Raw genomic sequence first — 17,366 nt, 5'->3', positions numbered from 1 at the left:
GTATAGCAATAGACGTGCCGGATACTTTGACGGGGGGTTGCCAGCAGCAGCGGCGCGCCGCCCAAAGCCAGCAAGGGCAGGCTTTACAGCCCTGTGGAAAATAGGGGTATTGCGTTCGGCAGGCCCCGGTCGGGGCCTGCCGGCAGGAAGCAGGCGTCAATCCTCCGCCTGTTCGTCTCCATCGCGACGGCTCATGCCGTACTTGCGCATTTTTTCCACCAGCGTGGTGCGGCGGATGCGCAGGCGCTCTGCGGCACGCGCCACGATACCGTTGGCATCGTCCAGCGCCTGCTGGATCAGGCCCTGCTCGAGGCTGCCCAGGTAGTCCTTGAGGTCGAGACCTTCGGGCGGCAACATCGCATGGTTGCTGAAATTGGGCGTATGGCCGTTGATTGCCACGCGCTCTTCCAGGTCCGAGCGGAGGCTGTCGACCAGTTGCTCGTCTTCATCATCGACGTAGCGGAACTTCTTCGGCAGCTCGGACACGCCGATCACGCCATACGGGTGCATGATCGCCATGCGCTCCACCAGGTTCGCCAGCTCGCGCACGTTGCCCGGCCAGCCATGGCGGCACAGCGACATGATCGCGGCGGAATTGAAGCGGATCGACCCCCGCTTCTCGTGCTCCATGCGCGAGATCAACTCGTTCATCAGCAGCGGAATGTCTTCGACCCGCTCACGCAGCGGGGCCATCTCGATCGGGAACACATTGAGGCGGTAGTACAGGTCTTCGCGAAAGCTACCCACCTCGATCATGCTCTCGAGGTTCTTGTGAGTGGCGGCGATGATGCGCACATCGATGCTCTGGGTCTTGTTGCTACCCACACGCTCGAAGGTGCGCTCCTGCAGCACGCGCAGCAGCTTGACCTGCATCGGCAGCGGCATGTCGCCGATTTCGTCGAGGAACAGGGTGCCGCCATTGGCCAGCTCGAAACGCCCGGCACGGCTGGTGATGGCGCCGGTGAACGCCCCCTTCTCGTGACCGAACAGTTCGCTTTCGAGCAGCTCGGCCGGGATCGCGCCGCAGTTGACCGGCACAAACGGCGCTTCACGGCGCTTGGAATGGTAGTGCAGGTTGCGCGCGACCACTTCCTTGCCGGTACCCGACTCGCCGAGGATCAGCACGCTGGCGTCGGTGTCGGCCACCTGCTGCATCATCTGGCGCACATGCTGGATGGCGCGGCTGGTACCGACCAGGCTACGGAACAGGTTGGGCTCGCGCTGACGACCGCGCTCGCGGGCCTGGTCGTACATCTCGCGATAGACCTGGGCACGGTGCAGCGAATCGAGCAGCTTGCTGTAGCTGGGCGGCATCTCCAGGTTGGAAAGCACCCGGCGGCGCAGGTCCTCGGGCAACTCGGCAGAAGATATTTCACCCAACAGCAATACCGGAAGGAACTCATCCCAGGCAGCCACGGTCTTAAGCAAGCCCAAAAGGCTTGCCGGAGCGTTCACGGTGCCGACCAGGACACAGAGTACTTCACGGCTGGATGACAACGACTGAACGACCTGCTGCCAATCGTGGCTGGAGCAGGAAAGATTTTCTTCGCCAAGAAAATTCAGCACCACCGCCAGGTCGCGGCGGCGAGCGTCATCGTCATCGATCAGGAGAATTTTGGTTTCACGCCACATGCAATCGAAACTTCCCTAGTCAACTCGACACCCAATGTGGGCATGCTCGACATCCATTCCGACTGGAGCGGTCAGTGATCGGACGTCTGAAATTAGAAAACAGCCACTAGTTAAGTCAAAAAATCGTACACAGTCAAATTTATGGCGCACTGCATTTTCGAACCGTCCAGCGTCAGCTGAACAGATGGTATACCTTTGCGGCGTTTTTCGCTTGGCGGATCTGCGTCATCTCGTCGACTATTGTTTGACGTTCACCACTTGCAACATCAATTAGTTGGCGGTAGACGTCGAGCAACTCCTCAAGGCTGGTACGCAGAACCTGTTCGTTGGTCGATGCCTCGGCCAGTACGTCCTCGACGCAAACACGGCAGCTCAGGTCCAGTTCGGTGATCGTTTCCCAGTCGCGGCTGGCCAATGCCCCGAGCAGGGCTTCGCGGGTTTGTTCGATACGTTCGAGCACGGCACTCATGGCGTTCTCCTAGACGTCGGCGACCTGATCGCCGATCGCGTCCCAACCTTCCTTGACGGTAATCAGCAGGCGTGCGACTTCATTGAGGATCTCCGGGTCGTTCTGCACGTTGGCCTCGACCAGACGCCTGCTCATGTAGGCGTACAGCCCATCAATGTCGGCCAGTGCCTCGGCCTGGTTTTCGAGGTCGAGCCCTTCGCGCAGACCGCCGATAATCCCGATGGCCTTGCCGATCAGGATGCCCTTCTGGGCCAGGTCATTGCGCGCGATTGCACCTTTGGCCTGCGCGATGCGATCCAGCCCGCCCTGCATGAGCATCTGCACGAGACGGTGCGGGCTGGCCTCGGAGGTCTGCGCCACGCCGTTGACTTTCTGATACTGCCGAAGGGCCAACATAGGGTTCATGTTCTACCTCGTAACAAACGAAAAGGTTCATATACCGCCTGTATCGCCTGCGGGTCAAAAAACTTTAACCCCGAAAACGAAAAGCCCGGAGCACCCGAAGGGGTGCTGCCGGGCTTTTTTGCGGCCCCTGCTATCAGGAGTTCTTCTGCTGCGCTTCGATCGAGGCGAACATCGAGGCAATGTTCTTGCGCTGCGCCTCGAGCTTGCCGACCAGGGTATCCATGGCCACGTAGCGTTTGGTCAGCGACTCGGTCAGCGACGCAATGCGCCGATCCAGGGCCTCCTGCTGGTTCTCGAGGTCTTTCTGCAGCCTGTCCAGGCCGTTCTTGCGCGAGTCGAGAATGCCACCGGTCTGCAGGTACGGTTCGATCGCCTTGTTCATGTGCGCGAACACGCCATTCTTGCCGGTGAAAAGCTCCTGCACGTCGGCACCGAGCTTCTTGTCCTTCATCGCTGCGTCGTACTTGACGGAGTTGAACTCGAGGGTACCGTCCTTCTGGGTGTTGATACCCAGCTGGCTGAGGGTGGTCAGGCGGGTACCGTCCGACTCGGTCGCCAATTGGCTGCGCAGGTCGCTCAGCAGCGAACGGGTGGTCGGGTCGTTGGTCAACGGGCCCAGCACGGTGTTGCCATCGGCATCCTTGCTCACGGAGGTCAGGTTGGTGACCGCCTTGATCAGGGTGTTATAGGCATCGACATAGGCCTGCACCGATTTTTTCAGGCCATCGGTGTTCTCGCCCACCGTAACCTGTACAGCCTTGCTGTCGTCGGGGCCGGTTGCCTGAAGCAGGTCCAGGCTGATGCCACTGATGGCACCGGTGACGGTATTGCTCTTGCTCGTGACCGGCAGGCCGTCGACGTACAGTTTTGCGTCCTTGGCCGGCTCACCGATGTAGCCGGCACCGTCACCAACCATCTTCTCGCCCGGCGCGATCTTGAGCGCGTCGATAGTGCCGTCGACGGAAATGTCCGTACCCTCACCGGTCTTGGTCGAACTGAACACCAGGCGCGAACCGTCTGCACCATTGACCAGGTTGGCAGTGATGCCTTTCTCGGACAGCGACGAGTTGATGGTGTCGCGCACGGACTGCAAGGTTGCACCAGGGCCGACCTTGACGGTGTGGGTGACACCGTCCTGGGTAATCAGCAGGTCACCTTCGGGAATCGGCGTGGTGGCACCGGTGTCGAAGTTCTGGCTGGCCACCTTGGACGAGGTGGCCAGGTTGTCGACACGGATCGTGTAGGTACCGGGCACCGCGGTATTGTTGGAGGTTGCCTTGATCGCGGCGTCGTTGCTGGACGTTGCCGCATAGGCATTGAACGACGGCGCGAGGGGATCATTGAGCTTCTTCATCGCCGCCTGATAGACAGACAGCGCGCTCTTGAGCGATGCGACACCAGAAAGCATGGCCGAGTTGTTGGCAGTCTGGCGTTTGATCTGGTTGGCTTTCGGATCGGTTTCAGACGCCACCAGCGTGCTGACGATCTTGTTGATATCGACGCCAGAACCCAGACCGGTGCCCGGTAAAATTGAACTCGCCATTGCTATTCCCTCTTGGTTGCGCGCCGCCCCTAGCCGATCAAGGCTAGCGAACGTGCTGCTCGGACGCCAGCATCAGACCTTGGCGTTGAACAGCAGGCTGTTAACATCGCTCAGACTGTGGGCAATTCTCAACGCCTCTTCCGAAGGAAGTTGGCGGATCAGCTCACCGGTTTCACTGGCGATGACTTTAACTACAATTCGGCCGGATTCTTCATCCGTGGAAAATTCGAGATTGCGACGCGACGAGGCGAGAAACTTCTCGATGTCCTTGAGCGCGTTCTTGACCTTCTCAGCTTCGGTCAGGCCGCTGTCGGCACTTTCCTTCGCTGGCTTGATGGATTCGACAGCCTCCACGGGCTTGACCGCAGGGCGCTCGGTGGGCTGCTCCACAGGCTTTGCAACCTGGTAGGACAGGTTCAGCTTGACGCTCATATCCATGCCAACCACCTCTCAATGCAAAAGGCGGGGGAGCGCCACAGGTGCACTCCCCCGCCGATAACCATCAGGCGATTACTGAAGCAGTTTCAGTACGGCGGATGGCAGTTGGTTGGCCTGGGCCAGAACCGAAGTCGAAGCTTGTTGCAGAGTCTGCTGCTTGGTCAGCTGAGCGGTCTCGGCAGCGAAGTCGGTATCTTGTACACGACCACGGGCAGCGTCGGCGTTTTCGTTGATGTTCTGCAGGTTGTTGATGGTGCTGGTCAGACGGTTCTGAACGGCACCCAGTGCAGCACGGCCTTCACCGATCTTCTTGACCGCGCCATCGATCGCGTCCATTGCAGCCGAGAAGTTGGTCTCGGCAGTGGCGCTGTCGCTACCGGCGATGGTGATGGCATTGGTGATGCCCAGGTCGCTGGCCAGGTACTTGCTGGTCAGGTCGATGCTGATCTGGTTGATGCCACCGGTTTCCGAACCGACCTGGAAGGTCATGGTGCTGGCGGAACCGTCCAGCAGGTTCTTGCCGTTCAGCTGGGTGGACTCAGCGATACGGGTCAGCTCGTCACGCATCTGGACAAATTCGTCGTTCAGCGATTTACGGTTGTCAGTGTCGTTCGAGTCGTTACGTGCCTGCAGAGCCAGTTCACGCATACGCTGCAGGATGTTGACCTGCTCTTGCATCGCGCCTTCAGCGGTCTGGGCGATCGAGATACCGTCGTTGGCGTTTTTGATCGCCATGGTCTGACCGCGGATTTGCGAGGTCATACGGGTAGCGATCTGCAGGCCAGCGGCGTCGTCTTTGGCGCTGTTGATTTTCAGGCCGGAAGACAGGCGAGTCATCGAGGTGCTCAGGGCGTCGGAAGCGCGGTTCAGGTTTTTCTGAACGTTCAGCGACGTGACGTTGGTGTTTACGGTTAATGCCATGACGAATTCCTCGTTTGTGGGTATTGCGGCTTCCGGCCCTGGCAAGCGCCGGGTGTGGCCTAGAGAACCTTCGTAATAGTTATCGTCGTCTGTGCAGGTTGCTTTAGGGGTTTTTTGAAAATTTTTACTGGCACCCTGCCACCCCAATGAAATCAAGGGTTTGACGCCGGGTTTCTGGCCACTGTGCCAGGGCCCAAACAGTGGCCACCGGTCAAGACAAAAAAAACGCCACCCTTAGGCAGCGCTTCTGCGTACAGCAAGCCAGCTCAGTCTCGACGCTCGATGATTGCCGAGCCCCATGACAGACCCACGCCAAAGCCGCTCAGTGCGACCCGCTTGTGCTGCGAACCCAGCACATGCTTTTCAAGCAGTAGCGGAATGCTCGATGAAACGGTATTGCCCGTCTCAGCCATGTCCTTGACGAAGCGCTCAGGCTCCCCGCCCTCGAACCGCTGGGAAACGGCATCCACAATGGCGGCACTGCCCTGGTGCAGGCAGTACAGGTCGATATCGTTGGCCTGCAGATGGCTGACGTCCAGCAACTGCTGCAAGTGAGCAGGTACCTTGATCAGAGCGAAGTTGTAGACCTGACGACCGTTCATGAAGAACTTGCCAGCAGTGGTCCGCAAAAACTCGGCGCCTGCGCCATCTGTGCCGAAAAGAGACTTGCCCAACTGCCAGTCTGCCTCCTCCCCCATCCATGTCACCGTTGCAGCATCACCAAACAGCATGGTGGTATTGCGATCCTCGGGGTCGACAATCTTCGAATACGGGTCGGCAGTGATCAACAGCCCATTCTTCAAGCCGGCAGCCTCCATGAAGCCTTTCATGGCATACAAGCCGTAGACATAACCGGAACATCCCAGAGAGATGTCGAAAGCGGCGATATTTGTCGGCAGACCCAGCTTGTGCTGGACGATGGCAGCTGTGTGCGGCAGGCCCTCAGCATCGCCATTCTGGGTGACAACGATCACGGCGTCGACAGAGGCCGGGGTCAGTGCGGGGTTGTTGGCGAACAGGGCCTTGACGGCCTCGACACACAAGTCGGAAGTTTCCTGGCCAGCACCCTTGCGCGGCAGGAAAGTCGAGCCGATCTTGCCAAAGATGAAATCCTGATCCTTGCCGAATTTCGCGCCTTGAGCGTAATTGTCCAGCCCTTCAGCCGGCACGTAACTGGCGATACTTTTAATGCCAATCATATGGCTTCCCAATTCAGAAAAAGCAAATTTCCACTGTGTTCCACGAAGACCAGCCAGCTATTCCAAGCTTCTGGCAGTGCCACCCGCAGGCTCAGTTGCTCCCGGTTACGGGAATGATAACAGTGAAGATGCCCGTCGTGACTCACAAGTCACGCGCTTTTATCGAATCGGTTGCCGATACGATCAGATACCGCACGCGGCTCATCCGAAGCCGGGTATGTGCAGGCGCCGGGTACGCCGGGAGAAACAGTGCTGTTGAAGCCAGCCTGATCTCCCAGCGGGAAGGGTGCCCATCTATGACAAATACACGACTCGGGCGCATAGGAGCGCCCTTGGCACCCGCAATCGATCGATTCGTTGCGGCCATTACAGATTGCCCGGCCTCAACGAAGTGACGGCACTCAACCGAGCACCTGTGGTGCAGCGGGTAACGTGAAGCATCGGCTACTAGCTCGCCTGCCCCTTGGTGAAGGTCAACAACTTCTCCAGCACATCATTCACCACAGCTTCACGCCCTTCCATAGCTGCCAACCGCTGCACGGCATCATTCAATCGCCGGATGTCCTCCGGAAACTGGGTGAAGCTGTAAATCTGATCACTGCCTGACACCTTGCCGTTCTCGAACTTTTCAACAGCCTTGATCATTCTGTTGGGGTACTGATGCAGGAAACGTTCATCTTTCACGAAAACCGCCAGGAAGTCGTTCCATACATCTTGGTGTTGAGGGGTAATGAACGACTCCAGCAAAACGGGGTTCATGCCCTGACGCTTGGCCCAGGTGACCAGCGCACTCCCCGCATCAGGGTAGAAGCGCCAGCAGTCAACCGGGTAACGGTGGAATGCGCCGTTGGAAGGCACGTTGATGAACAACAGACCATCCGGCTTAAGGATCCTCAAGCACTCGGTAAACGACAGCCAGAACATCTCCGAATGCTCCAGGCACGAGGAACTGACAACGACGTCGACAGACTCGCTTTCGAACGGAAGGCAATACGGGTCGGTCAGTACAACATCGACACCTTTGCCGACGACAAAGTCCACGCCAATGTAGCGTGCGCCCGGTGGCGCGACCTCTCGAAGAGACCCATTGACGTTTTGCGCGCCGATTTCCACAACCACACAGTTCGAGTTTTTACCCAGGTAAGTATCGAAAAACAGTTGTCCATTTTGCATGGCGGTAGGGTGCATTTATTTCAAGCTTCCAATCCGAGTTAGATGATTTAGTTAGCCGACTTCAACCGACAACAGCCCTGAACACGTACTGCAACGGCAGCGCATCCTGAACAGCCATCTCAGGATCCCTTCCCGCCGCGCTCGCCATGGCATGAATTATCGGGAGAAATTTTTCACGCTGGGGCTCGTCAAAAACTCGCGGCACCCCCGCGTCGACGGTCAAACCTGCCTGAGCGAACATTTCAAGCATGGTGACCAGCGTGAACCAGCGAATATGCGTCCTGTCAAACAGCCCGGAATCCTCGTAGCGGAAGTCACCGACACTGAGTCGAGCCTGCACGCTCCAGTGTTGCGCATTCGGAATACATGCCACCACACAGCTACCCGGCGCACTGGCTTCACGAATTTTCTGCAGCAGGTGCCATGGGTCGTACAGATGTTCAAGCACATCCCCAAAAACCCAGCAGTCAGCCGCCAGATCGCCGGCGAGCAATTCGGTACAGGCGTTTTCGATATTCATGTCGAGAACACGATCACAGTGTTCACGGGCTAACTCGGCGTAACTCGGATCGATCTCGATTCCCGTGTAATGTACGTGCGGGTTGAGTTTTTTATATTCGCGTGCGAGCGCACCCGAACTGCATCCGATCTCCACAACTCGCCTGGCATTGACAGGCATCAGCTTGAGCAGGTCCGGGTTATGAAACTGATGAACCGGGGTTTGTTTTTGCACAGTGGCCTCCTGGGGCTTGCGAGTGCCTGCTACGGCATACTTATCTTGGTAGCGCCGAAAGCTCTCGCGCCACGCGGGGGAGCCAAACGCCCCTCCGCTTTCATGAACGACGCTCAACGGCCACGTGCCCATGCTCAACCCGCTCAGCTCCGCCGAGCGACAGAAATCCATGTCGTAGAAGTGAAATTCAAATTGCTCGTCAAAGCGTACATTGCGCTGCTGAAGACGCTCGCTGTCCACGGCAAGCAACAGCCCATCGAGCAATTTGCAGGGCTGGGGCACGGGCCCGAAATTGGAGACCGCACAAGGGAAACCCTTGCCGTGCCCGACGATCCCGCTCAGGAAACACTTCTGATCCCAGGTAAACTGGTCATCAATGAAAGCCCACGCGGGCTGCCCCTCGACACGCCGGGTATTACCAGCCAGCCCGATAATATCGAAGGCTGCAACCGCTTCGCGGATTCGCTCGCTCCACAGAAAGTCGCACAGGTGCACGTCGTCATGAACGAATACCAAAATGGCGGGATCGCCCCTGGCCTCATCAATGACGCGGTTGTAAATCGTCGAAAGCCCCTGGGTATTCTCTGCAAACAGCCGGATATCCACAGGATTGGCCGCCTGGTGGATCTGCAAGGATCGGCCAAGAGCGGTCTTTGTGGAGAACTCCTGCTCGGAAACGCGCGTTCCACATACAACTCGAATAGGTTTCATGCAGGCACTTAGTTATTTAATTATGACAAGGCTGCCCGGTAAGCGACGCACCAGCATCCGCAGAACCGGGTACCGAGTGAAGCACGATCCGAGCCCCTCCAAGCACAGAGGGACCCAGGGCAAATCACACCAACACGCTTACAGCTTCGCCACCCAGGCCAACTCTCCCCCAGGGCTCAACTCTTCGTCGAATGCACGACCGGTGAAAGCCTGCGGCCACCGCTCAGCCAACCCCAGGGCAACGCTGGTATCCGGTACCGACTGCTCTACGACGCGCACCTGGGCCTGTGGTGTCCACACCACCGCCAATCCTGCGCTCTGCACTTGCAGGCACAACTCGATATCCGCCCCCGGCATTGCCTGCAATCCACCACACTGTTCCAGCAGAACCTTGCTCACCATCAGGCAGGCACCGGAAACAGCCGCGCAACCACGCACGGCCGATTGCCACTGATCCGCGGTGCCCAGCCAAGGCGCGCCAACCCGCGGGCCGCTCAGTAGACCATAACCGGCATGGACCAGGATCGAATCGTCACTGTACAGCGCGCCGCCCACAACGCCGACTTCCGGGCGCTGGGCTTCGTTGAGCAACCCTTCTAGCCAGGCTGGGCTGATGACATCTGCACCCGCCGACAACAGCACCAGATATTCGCCCTTGGCCTGGCTCGCTGCCAGGTTGAGCAAGTCGCTGCGCGAGGCGCCGGGGGATGCGTTCACCACCCGTACCCGGTTGCCCAACCCGGGGAACTCGGCCGCTTCTTGAGCAATCTGATCGCCAGAGCACGCTACGATCACTTCGTAGCGCGGGTAGCGCGTACGTTGCAGCACACTGGCCACACTTGCCTGCAAGGACGCACTGCCCTCCTCGCCCGCCACCAGGATGCTGACCAATGGCGTGCCGGCATGACGAAAATCGACCTGCAGGCCGGATACGCTGCCTTCACTAACGTGCCCACGATAGCCCAACTGCCCCAGATGCCGTTCGAGCACCACCTTGGCCTGGGCAGTCAATGCCGGCGAAGATTGTTCGCCAAGCACCAGATAATCATCCAGATGAGCCAGGCAAGCCAGACCATGGGTCTCGACCAGACGCAATAGCAGGTCAAGCTCGACGGCATCACGCTGGGCGTCGCTGTAGCCTCCCAGCTCGAGCACCGCCTGGCGTCGCATCAGCCAGTGGCGCGACATCAGTGCAGGTTGCCCACGTAGCAGGTCCAGGTCGGCACCTGGACGTACCACACTGTTCAGGCGTCCTTGCTCATCGCGCTGAACCTCGTTGGCACAAATAGCCTGACAAGCCGAAGCGCCGGCCAACTCCAGTGACAGATGCAGCAAGCCCCCAGCGAGCAGTTGCTCGCCAGCCTGCAGCAGCAACAGCCACTCACTCGGCAACTGGCGCACCGCATGATTGAGGTGGGCGACCCAGTTGTCCTGCGTAACCTGAATGAAATGCAAAGTGTCACGCGCGGTAGTGATAACCGGCGGCTTGCCAGCCTTGAGGACCAGCAGTTTGAAATGGCGCAGGCCGCTGGCAAGCAGGCTGTCGAAGGTAGCTTGCAGAGCGGCATCATTATCAGCCAGGTCCAACACCACAAAGGCAATCTGCGTAGCCGGCGAAGGCTTCAGACGCGCCATGATACGCGCACGCGCGGCATCATCCGGCGTTGCGGCAGCCAGCTTCGCAAGCACCTTGCCGGAGGACGTGGCGGCCAACCCCTTCTGCGGATCAAGCGCAGGGATTAGGGCCAGACGCTCCAGCCAATCGCTCATTTCGGCAGCATTGGCCTGATCGTCCTCACTGGTCAGAGAAGCGGCCAAGCGCTGACAGACCTCACGATTGAACAGGCCCAGTTCCAGCGCCTCCCAATAGCGATGCTGAAGGGTTTCGAGCGTATCGTTGGGGTGAGTGAGCAGCAATTCACGCTGGCGTACCCAACTGCCTTCCAGCGCGTGGTGCTGGCGCTCGCCGGCAGGCCAGGCATGGCAGAGAAACTCCAGCGTGGTCAGGAACGCGAACAATGCACCGTTGTAATACGGCAGTTCGACATACTGACGCGGCTCAAACAGACGCTCAGGCGCCTCTGTCACACGCGTCCAGGATGAGGTGAAGAGCAGCGGTTGCTCCAGCGAAGCGTACGTGTTGCGGACAAAACGATCGAGCAGCGCAAAGCCTGGCTCATCGACGCACAGCCCGAAGGTGGCGATATCCCACTGCCGCAATGCGCGAGCAGTTTGAGTGAAGCGCTCTTCCAAAGCAGCAGGCGGCAGTGCGCTAGGCGCGTATTCCGAGACCACATCGGTCTGGTCAAGGGATTGGATCGCCCCTTGCGCCAGCAATGCGTAGGATAACGCCACCCTCCAGCCGGAAAAGTCCAGGTGCTCGGGTAACTGCGCCAGTGCCACCTGCAAGGCGCTGACCTGTAGTACCGCTCGCCAGGCAGACTGTGCGGCTTGAGCGTACTGGCCCAGGCGCGCGGTGGCACTCTCGGCAGACACGGGTTCCAAAGCAGCACCCAGCTTGTGATAGGCCACTTGCCCATTAGCTACCGCATACGCCAGTGCGTAACCCTGAGCACCAATTGAATGCGATGTAGCGCTCAAACACACTGCAGCGTTATCCAGGGCTGCGGGCAAAATGAAATCGGAATCCAGCGACAGCACCACCCATGGGGTAGTCACCTGCTGCAGTGCCTGAGCCAACCTCTGGCTGCAGGTCTGACTGCTGCTGACCAGCAATGACTCCAATGGCAAGCAAGGCACACCGGCCTGCTGGTAGAAGTGCTGTGCCCGTGCACGGTGATCGACCTGCTCATGTCCAAGCAGAACGACCGTTACATCACTGCGCGACCCGGTTCCAATTGTGTTCATAACGTACCTGTTTCAAATGATGGAGTCGGCGCCCGGCGTGACCGAGTGCCAGGATTCAGTCCGCCAGCCAGGCATTTGCCCAATGCTGGAGGTGCCGCTGTGTAAGCAAATAGTCTCGCAGTACCACTTCACGCAGGGCATCACCCTGCTGGTAGCTGGCTTGTGGGTCAGACAGATGCATGCGAATTGCCTCCAGCCACTGTTCGGTCGAATTCTCGCGTACGCGTGTACAGGGCAAGTAACCACCGTAGGCCTTGGTCTCGGTGCAGATCACCGGGAAACCGCAAGCACCGTATTCCAGCAGGCGCAGGTTGCTCTTGCAGTCGTTGAACAGGTTCTGCTCGAGCGGCGCCAGCGCCAGATCGAGGTTCAGGCCCGCCAGCTTCTGCGGGTACAGGTGCAGCGGCACGCCGGCATGAAACTCCTTGATGTAGGGACGCAGCAGCTGCGGGCACATGCCGAAGAACACCCAGTCGACCTCATTGGCCAAGGTCTTGACCACCTCGGCCAGCAGTTCGAGGTCGCCGCGGTGACTGGTGCCGCCCGCCCAGCCGACACGCGGACGCGCCGACGTCTGGCGGCGCCCCTTCAGGCCGCCCCACAACGAGCGCGAGAGCATGTTGGGGACCACGCGAATATCCCGGTGCATGCTCGACAGCGCGTCGGCCAGTGGCTCGGTGGAGACCACCACCCGATCACACAGGGCGATACCGCGGCTGACCATTTCGCGCATGTTGCCGGGCATGTTGCGCCGGTGTTCATTCTTCTCGGGCACATCGATGATGTAGTCATCGATCTCGTAGATGCGCCGAGCCGAAGAAAGTCGCTGGATGCGCGCCATCTCCTCAAGCGAGCCGGTGGTATAGCGGCACTGCAGGATGATCACATCCGGCTTGCAACGCTCAAGCTCCACCATGCTCGGCAGCACATAGTTCAACTGTCCCTGTATCCAGCTGGCCCGTTCCAGCTCCTTGAACGGCTGACTGACGCGATAGTGTCCGACCGCAGTGGTGTTGATTGGCAAGGCCATGACAAAAGGCAGCACCGGCTGGATGAACGGCACCCATCCCTCGCGCAGGCCCGGCTCCAGGTTGAAACTGGCCATGCGCAAGCTGAGGTTGTGGTTGTACGCCGGGTCATTGGCCACGCGCGGCAGCCAGCGCTCGTAGAAGCTGTCCTTGTGCTGCTCGTCCAGGGCCACCGTCTGCGAGGTGGCCTTGGCAACCACCGCAAAGGGAGTCCAGACGATCAGGTAGCCATGGTCGCGCATACGTAGGCAAAGGTCGGCATCACTCAAGCCGGTCGAGAAGGTTTCGCCGTCCAGACCGCCAAGCTGGTCGAACAGCTCGCGACGTACCATCAGGCAGACGCCACTCACGGCGCTGTAGTTCTGCACGCAAGCCAACCGATTCATGTAGCCATTGGCGTCTGCGGGCTGGCCGAAAAACGGACTGCTGGCAAGGCCGTGCAGCCCCAGCACCAGGCCTGCTCCGGTCACGTTGCCAGTCTGGTTGCACAATTTTGGCCCGACGATGCCGACCTCCGGACGCTGGGCCTGACCTACCAGTTCATCAAGCCATTGCGCGTCGAAAAACACGCAGTCCGAATCGAGCAACAGCAGGTAGCTGCCACGTGCCTGCAGGCTGGCCTGGTTGTAAAGCGCCGGGCCATTCGCCGAGGCTACCGGCACAATGCGCAACTGCTCGCTGCCAAGCCCCTGCATTGCAGCCAGCCAGCCTTGTACTGGCATCGACTCACGACCACTGACAGCAATCAGGATCTCGTAGTTGCAGTAGGCGGTGTGCTCGAAAATCGATTCGACGCAGCGCGTCAGTGCCTTTACGTCATCGCCTGCGGCAACGATGATCGACACCGCCGGCGTATCGGCATGTCGATACTGCACATGGGCAAACATCGAGCCTTCGGCGCTGACCACCTCGGCCTCGACGCCCAGGCGTGCCAGATGCGCACGCAGCACCCTGGGTGCCTGTACGGCACAGGCCGCTTCCCGCTGCCAGGCCTCATAGCCGTAGCGACATTGCACCAGCAGCTCGGCGACATGCCCCACCGCGCCCAGCCCCTGACTCTCGACCAGTTTCCAGAGCATGTCGTGGGGTGCCAGCGACTCGAACTGCGGGTCGAAACCGCCCTGCTCACGCACCCGGGCGGTATCGAAGGCCAGCAGCCTGCCTACGTAGGGAACACTGCGCATCAGGTCCAGGTTGAAGTCCGGCTTGAAGATCGGCTGGCTGGGCTGCAGGTTGTCGTGGGTGCCTTCATCGGTGTACAGGCACGCGCAGTCGGGTTGCAGTGCCATGCGCTCGGCCATGATGACCAACGCATGCGGGTGCAGGCAGTCGCCTGCACGCAGCAGAAATACCCAGTCACCCGCCCCATCGCGGGTCACGCAGTCATTGAGCTGCTCGATGGCGTGGCCCTGGGCGTGCACCTGCACGAGCTTGGGGTTCAACGGTTGCAGCGCTGCCGGGCCCAGCACGCAAATGGCCGCAGCGGCATAGGACTGTTGCTCGAGGCTGTCCAGCGTGGCCTTGAGTGCCATGCAATCGTCTTGGGCAGCGAGCACCAGCACGTCGATGCGCGGGCGACGCGGCCATTGCGCAATGCGCTTGGGCAGCAGGTCAAGCTGCGCCGCCGACAATACCCGACATCCCAGCCACTCGCCGTACAGCTCGGTGAAGCTCAGGCTGCTGGTGCCGACCTGTTGCTGAAAGCTGGCGACCTGGCGCGCATACAGGCGCGTCAGCTCGAACTCTTCCCAGGCCTTGTCGGCGCCGAGGGTGTAGCGCTCCAGTGGCAGATAGCGGATCCAGCCGCTGGCCGGGGCCGGTTCACTGGTACGCGACGCCAGCATCTGGTGCAGCCATTCGGTTTCGATGCTGTGTGCCAGGGTCATGCTGGTGTGATGGCCCAACGCCCCGGGTGTACACGCTCCAGGCTGAGCATGGTGTTCAGGTAGGCCAGGTGGCCACGGCGCAGCAGGCAGATGAACAGCGCTTCGACCAGGCGCGCACGAAACCCTTCGCCCTCCTGCACCAGCTGCGGCAAAAAGTCCTGAACCTGGGCACGGCGCAACAGCGCATGGCTGATACCCCCAAACAGGTTCGGCAGGTTGCTTTCGAGCGCCTCCAGCAGGTCGCCGCCGTTGATCAACGCGCTGGTGGGGGAAATGATGCAGTTGGCCTGGCGCATGGGCAGTACCGTTTCGTCCGCCGCGCATATCAGCCGGTGGTGAATCAGTATATTCACGTCCGGGCAGTCGCGCAGCACCTGCGTCGACTGGCTGATGCAGTTGTCCACCAGCCAGTCGTCATCGCAGAGAAACTTGATGAATTCACCCTGCGCCTGCTCCAGGCACATCAGCACATTGCGCGAAAAGCCCAGCGTCGAAGGGTTGCGCACATACCGCAACGCGCACGTGGCCTGGCCTGCCCACAGATCGAAAATCGCCTTGATCTCGTCACCCTGGCTGTCGTCGCACACGACCACTTCCACGTTGGCATAACGCTGGGTAATGGCACTGTGCAGGGCGCGACTGAAGAACTCGGGGTTGAACGCGGGGATGGCGATGCTGACGAGCGGCAGTTCGTTCATTGAGATAGACCTGGAGAAAACCCCGGGGGCGACTGAGCGCCCCCGGGTGGGTACTGCAGAAAAGGGTCAATCAGAGCCGGTTGAACAGCCCGAGCGCGGCCAGCTTGCTGAAGGCCAGTTGCGAGGCTTGCAGCATGTTCTGCTGAAGCGTGAGGCGGATCATCGTCTCGGCAGGGTCGGCGTTACGGATCGAGTTCTGCGTGATGGTGTTGGCCGACTGCAAGGCTTCGTTGGTTTCTGCCTGCACATCCAGTGCCGCACCGCGTCCACCGATGGAGCTGATGGATTCGGCGATCTTGTCCGCTGCACTGGCCAGGTTGGAGATAGCCGAGTCCATCGACGCGAGGAAGTTGCGGCGGGCTGTCGGATCGTTGTCGACAGGTGTCAGCAGCGCGGTGCGCAACTGATGGATGGTGTCGAGCACGTTCTGGTTCTGGTGGTTGTTGACCTGCACCGAGTACTGGTCGCCATCTTTGGGCGTGCCACTGAAGGTGAAGTCGACGCCGGCCACGCGGGTCGGGCTGACGGTGGTATCACCGCTGCCCACAGGACGGCTGTCGGCGGTCATAGGCTGGGCATACACGTCGAATGTGGTGTCGCTGGTGAACTTGACGATCGCACCGCCACCGGGGAACGCAGCGTCGTATTTTGCCTTGTCCGCGATCGACAGGCCGCTGAGCTGGCCGTCGGGCGACACGTTGCCGGGGCTGCGGGTGCCGGTGATTTCGTCGGGCTTGGAAGCGAGGGTGAACTCGTGCCCGCGCACCGCGTCGTCAGCGGCGGTGGGGTCGGTCAGCTCGTCGCCCTGCAGGCTGACTTCCATGCGGATGTCGACGCCGCGGAAGTTGATGGTGGTATTGCCGCCCTTCGGGTTGAAGACCCCGCCATTGGTGGCTTCCAGGGTACGGTCGACGTTGTTGACGTCGGTGATCTTGAACTCGGTGGCGCTGACGAATTCGATCTTGTACGGCTCGCCGCTGCGGAACAGGTCGTTGTAGGTCGAGCTGCCGGAGACCTGGCCATTGGACAGGTTGACACGCACGTCGGCCGGGTTGGCAGGCGCGGTCATGGTGGTCTGGCTGCGGCTGGTGTTCAGCGCCTTCTGGAACACGTCGTAGCCGGTCTCGTTGGTGGCCACGCTGAGCATGTCACCGACCTGCAGGTTGGTGGTGCTCTGGTCGCCCTTGTACGAGTAGGTGCCATCGGCATTGCGTTCGAACGGCTGGGTGTCACCACGCGAACCCGAGAAGATGTACTTGCCGTTCTCGTCGCGGCTGTTCATCAGACTGAACAGTTGCTCTTCGAGCTGCGACAACTCCTGCTCGTTGGCCTTGCGATCGTTGTCGGTCATGTTGCCGCTGCCGGCGCCGATCGCCAGCTCCTTCACCCGCGACAGCACATTGGTGATGCTGTTGAGGGTGGCCTCGGAGGTGCCCAGGCTGGAGCGTGCACTGGAGATGTTGCCACTGTACTGGGTGATCAGGTTGTTCTGCTGTTCCAGTTGCAGCAGGCGCGCGGCACCGACCGGGTCGTCCGCGGCGGTACGTACGCGCAACTGGTCACTGGCCTGCTGCTGGGACTCCACGGCCTTGGCGAAGTTAGCCTGATAGTTGGAGGTGCTGGTCTGGTAGAACTGGGCGGTGGAAATGCGCACGATCTACG

General features: G+C 60.1%; 12 protein-coding genes and 1 pseudogene. 1 reads left to right on the top strand and 12 read right to left on the bottom strand.

Annotated features, from left to right (window positions below; genetic code table 11):
• Positions 1-156: 156 nt before the first annotated feature.
• Positions 157-1,575: a transcriptional regulator FleQ gene (gene fleQ / locus QMX96_RS09620; protein WP_235384250.1), complete on the bottom strand. Its 1,419-nt coding sequence runs from the start codon at positions 1,573-1,575 to the stop codon at positions 157-159.
• Here fleQ and QMX96_RS09615 point away from each other — a divergent pair.
• Complete coding sequence (locus tag QMX96_RS09615) at positions 1,522-1,710, top strand: hypothetical protein (RefSeq protein ID WP_229590459.1); 189 nt, start codon at positions 1,522-1,524, stop codon at positions 1,708-1,710. The genes fleQ and QMX96_RS09615 overlap by 54 nt on opposite strands.
• A 94-nt stretch (positions 1,711-1,804) precedes the next feature.
• On the opposite strand, the gene QMX96_RS09610 is transcribed toward QMX96_RS09615, so the two are convergent.
• From QMX96_RS09610 to QMX96_RS09560, 11 genes and pseudogenes are all read right to left on the bottom strand, one after another.
• A complete protein-coding gene (locus QMX96_RS09610) occupies positions 1,805-2,101 on the bottom strand; it encodes a flagellar assembly protein FliT (RefSeq protein ID WP_043861799.1) in 297 nt (98 codons plus the stop codon).
• Positions 2,102-2,110: 9 nt separating this feature from the next.
• Positions 2,111-2,506 carry a flagellar export chaperone FliS gene (fliS, locus tag QMX96_RS09605; protein ID WP_043861798.1) on the bottom strand — a complete coding sequence of 132 codons (396 nt, stop codon included), beginning with the start codon at positions 2,504-2,506 and terminating at the stop codon, positions 2,111-2,113.
• Between the two features lie 133 nt (positions 2,507-2,639).
• Positions 2,640-4,049, bottom strand: coding sequence for a flagellar filament capping protein FliD (gene fliD, locus QMX96_RS09600; RefSeq protein WP_043861797.1), 1,410 nt, complete (start codon positions 4,047-4,049; stop codon positions 2,640-2,642).
• Positions 4,050-4,121: 72 nt separating this feature from the next.
• The gene (locus QMX96_RS09595; protein WP_282361672.1) at positions 4,122-4,487 is read right to left on the bottom strand and encodes a flagellar protein FlaG; all 366 of its coding nucleotides are present in this window, start codon (positions 4,485-4,487) and stop codon (positions 4,122-4,124) included.
• A 72-nt stretch (positions 4,488-4,559) separates the two neighbouring features.
• On the bottom strand, positions 4,560-5,408 hold the full coding sequence (locus QMX96_RS09590) for a flagellin domain-containing protein (protein ID WP_282361671.1): 849 nt from the start codon (positions 5,406-5,408) through the stop codon (positions 4,560-4,562).
• Between the two features lie 266 nt (positions 5,409-5,674).
• Complete coding sequence (locus QMX96_RS09585) at positions 5,675-6,607, bottom strand: ketoacyl-ACP synthase III (protein ID WP_282361670.1); 933 nt, start codon at positions 6,605-6,607, stop codon at positions 5,675-5,677.
• Between the two features lie 447 nt (positions 6,608-7,054).
• Positions 7,055-7,795 (bottom strand): methyltransferase domain-containing protein, encoded by a 741-nt coding sequence (locus QMX96_RS09580; RefSeq protein ID WP_116053227.1) that lies wholly within the window; start codon positions 7,793-7,795, stop codon positions 7,055-7,057.
• Between the two features lie 46 nt (positions 7,796-7,841).
• Complete coding sequence (locus QMX96_RS09575; protein ID WP_116053225.1) at positions 7,842-9,224, bottom strand: bifunctional glycosyltransferase/class I SAM-dependent methyltransferase; 1,383 nt, start codon at positions 9,222-9,224, stop codon at positions 7,842-7,844.
• A gap of 138 nt (positions 9,225-9,362) precedes the next feature.
• Positions 9,363-12,092 (bottom strand): glycosyltransferase, encoded by a 2,730-nt coding sequence (locus tag QMX96_RS09570; protein WP_282361669.1) that lies wholly within the window; start codon positions 12,090-12,092, stop codon positions 9,363-9,365.
• A 55-nt stretch (positions 12,093-12,147) separates the two neighbouring features.
• Positions 12,148-15,704, bottom strand: a pseudogene (locus QMX96_RS09565) (glycosyltransferase).
• A 70-nt stretch (positions 15,705-15,774) separates the two neighbouring features.
• Entirely contained in the window at positions 15,775-17,358 is a 1,584-nt protein-coding gene (locus tag QMX96_RS09560; protein WP_282361668.1) for a flagellar hook-associated protein 3, read from the bottom strand.
• Positions 17,359-17,366 lie beyond the last annotated feature (8 nt).

It is taken from the genome of Pseudomonas sp. PS01300 (genome assembly GCF_029960155.1).
GTDB lineage: Bacteria > Pseudomonadota > Gammaproteobacteria > Pseudomonadales > Pseudomonadaceae > Aquipseudomonas > Aquipseudomonas palmensis.
The sequence above is the reverse complement of the archived record's forward strand: the minus strand, read 5'-3'. Positions and strand labels throughout refer to the sequence as shown.

Coding starts and splice junctions, on each gene's coding strand:
- QMX96_RS09610 (WP_043861799.1), bottom strand. CDS start 2,101: ATGAGTGCCGTGCTCGAACGTATCGAACAAACCCGCGAAGCCCTGCTC.
- QMX96_RS09575 (WP_116053225.1), bottom strand. CDS start 9,224: ATGAAACCTATTCGAGTTGTATGTGGAACGCGCGTTTCCGAGCAGGAG.
- QMX96_RS09570 (WP_282361669.1), bottom strand. CDS start 12,092: ATGAACACAATTGGAACCGGGTCGCGCAGTGATGTAACGGTCGTTCTG.
- fliS (WP_043861798.1), bottom strand. CDS start 2,506: ATGAACCCTATGTTGGCCCTTCGGCAGTATCAGAAAGTCAACGGCGTG.
- QMX96_RS09580 (WP_116053227.1), bottom strand. CDS start 7,795: ATGCACCCTACCGCCATGCAAAATGGACAACTGTTTTTCGATACTTAC.
- QMX96_RS09590 (WP_282361671.1), bottom strand. CDS start 5,408: ATGGCATTAACCGTAAACACCAACGTCACGTCGCTGAACGTTCAGAAA.
- QMX96_RS09595 (WP_282361672.1), bottom strand. CDS start 4,487: ATGGATATGAGCGTCAAGCTGAACCTGTCCTACCAGGTTGCAAAGCCT.
- fliD (WP_043861797.1), bottom strand. CDS start 4,049: ATGGCGAGTTCAATTTTACCGGGCACCGGTCTGGGTTCTGGCGTCGAT.
- QMX96_RS09585 (WP_282361670.1), bottom strand. CDS start 6,607: ATGATTGGCATTAAAAGTATCGCCAGTTACGTGCCGGCTGAAGGGCTG.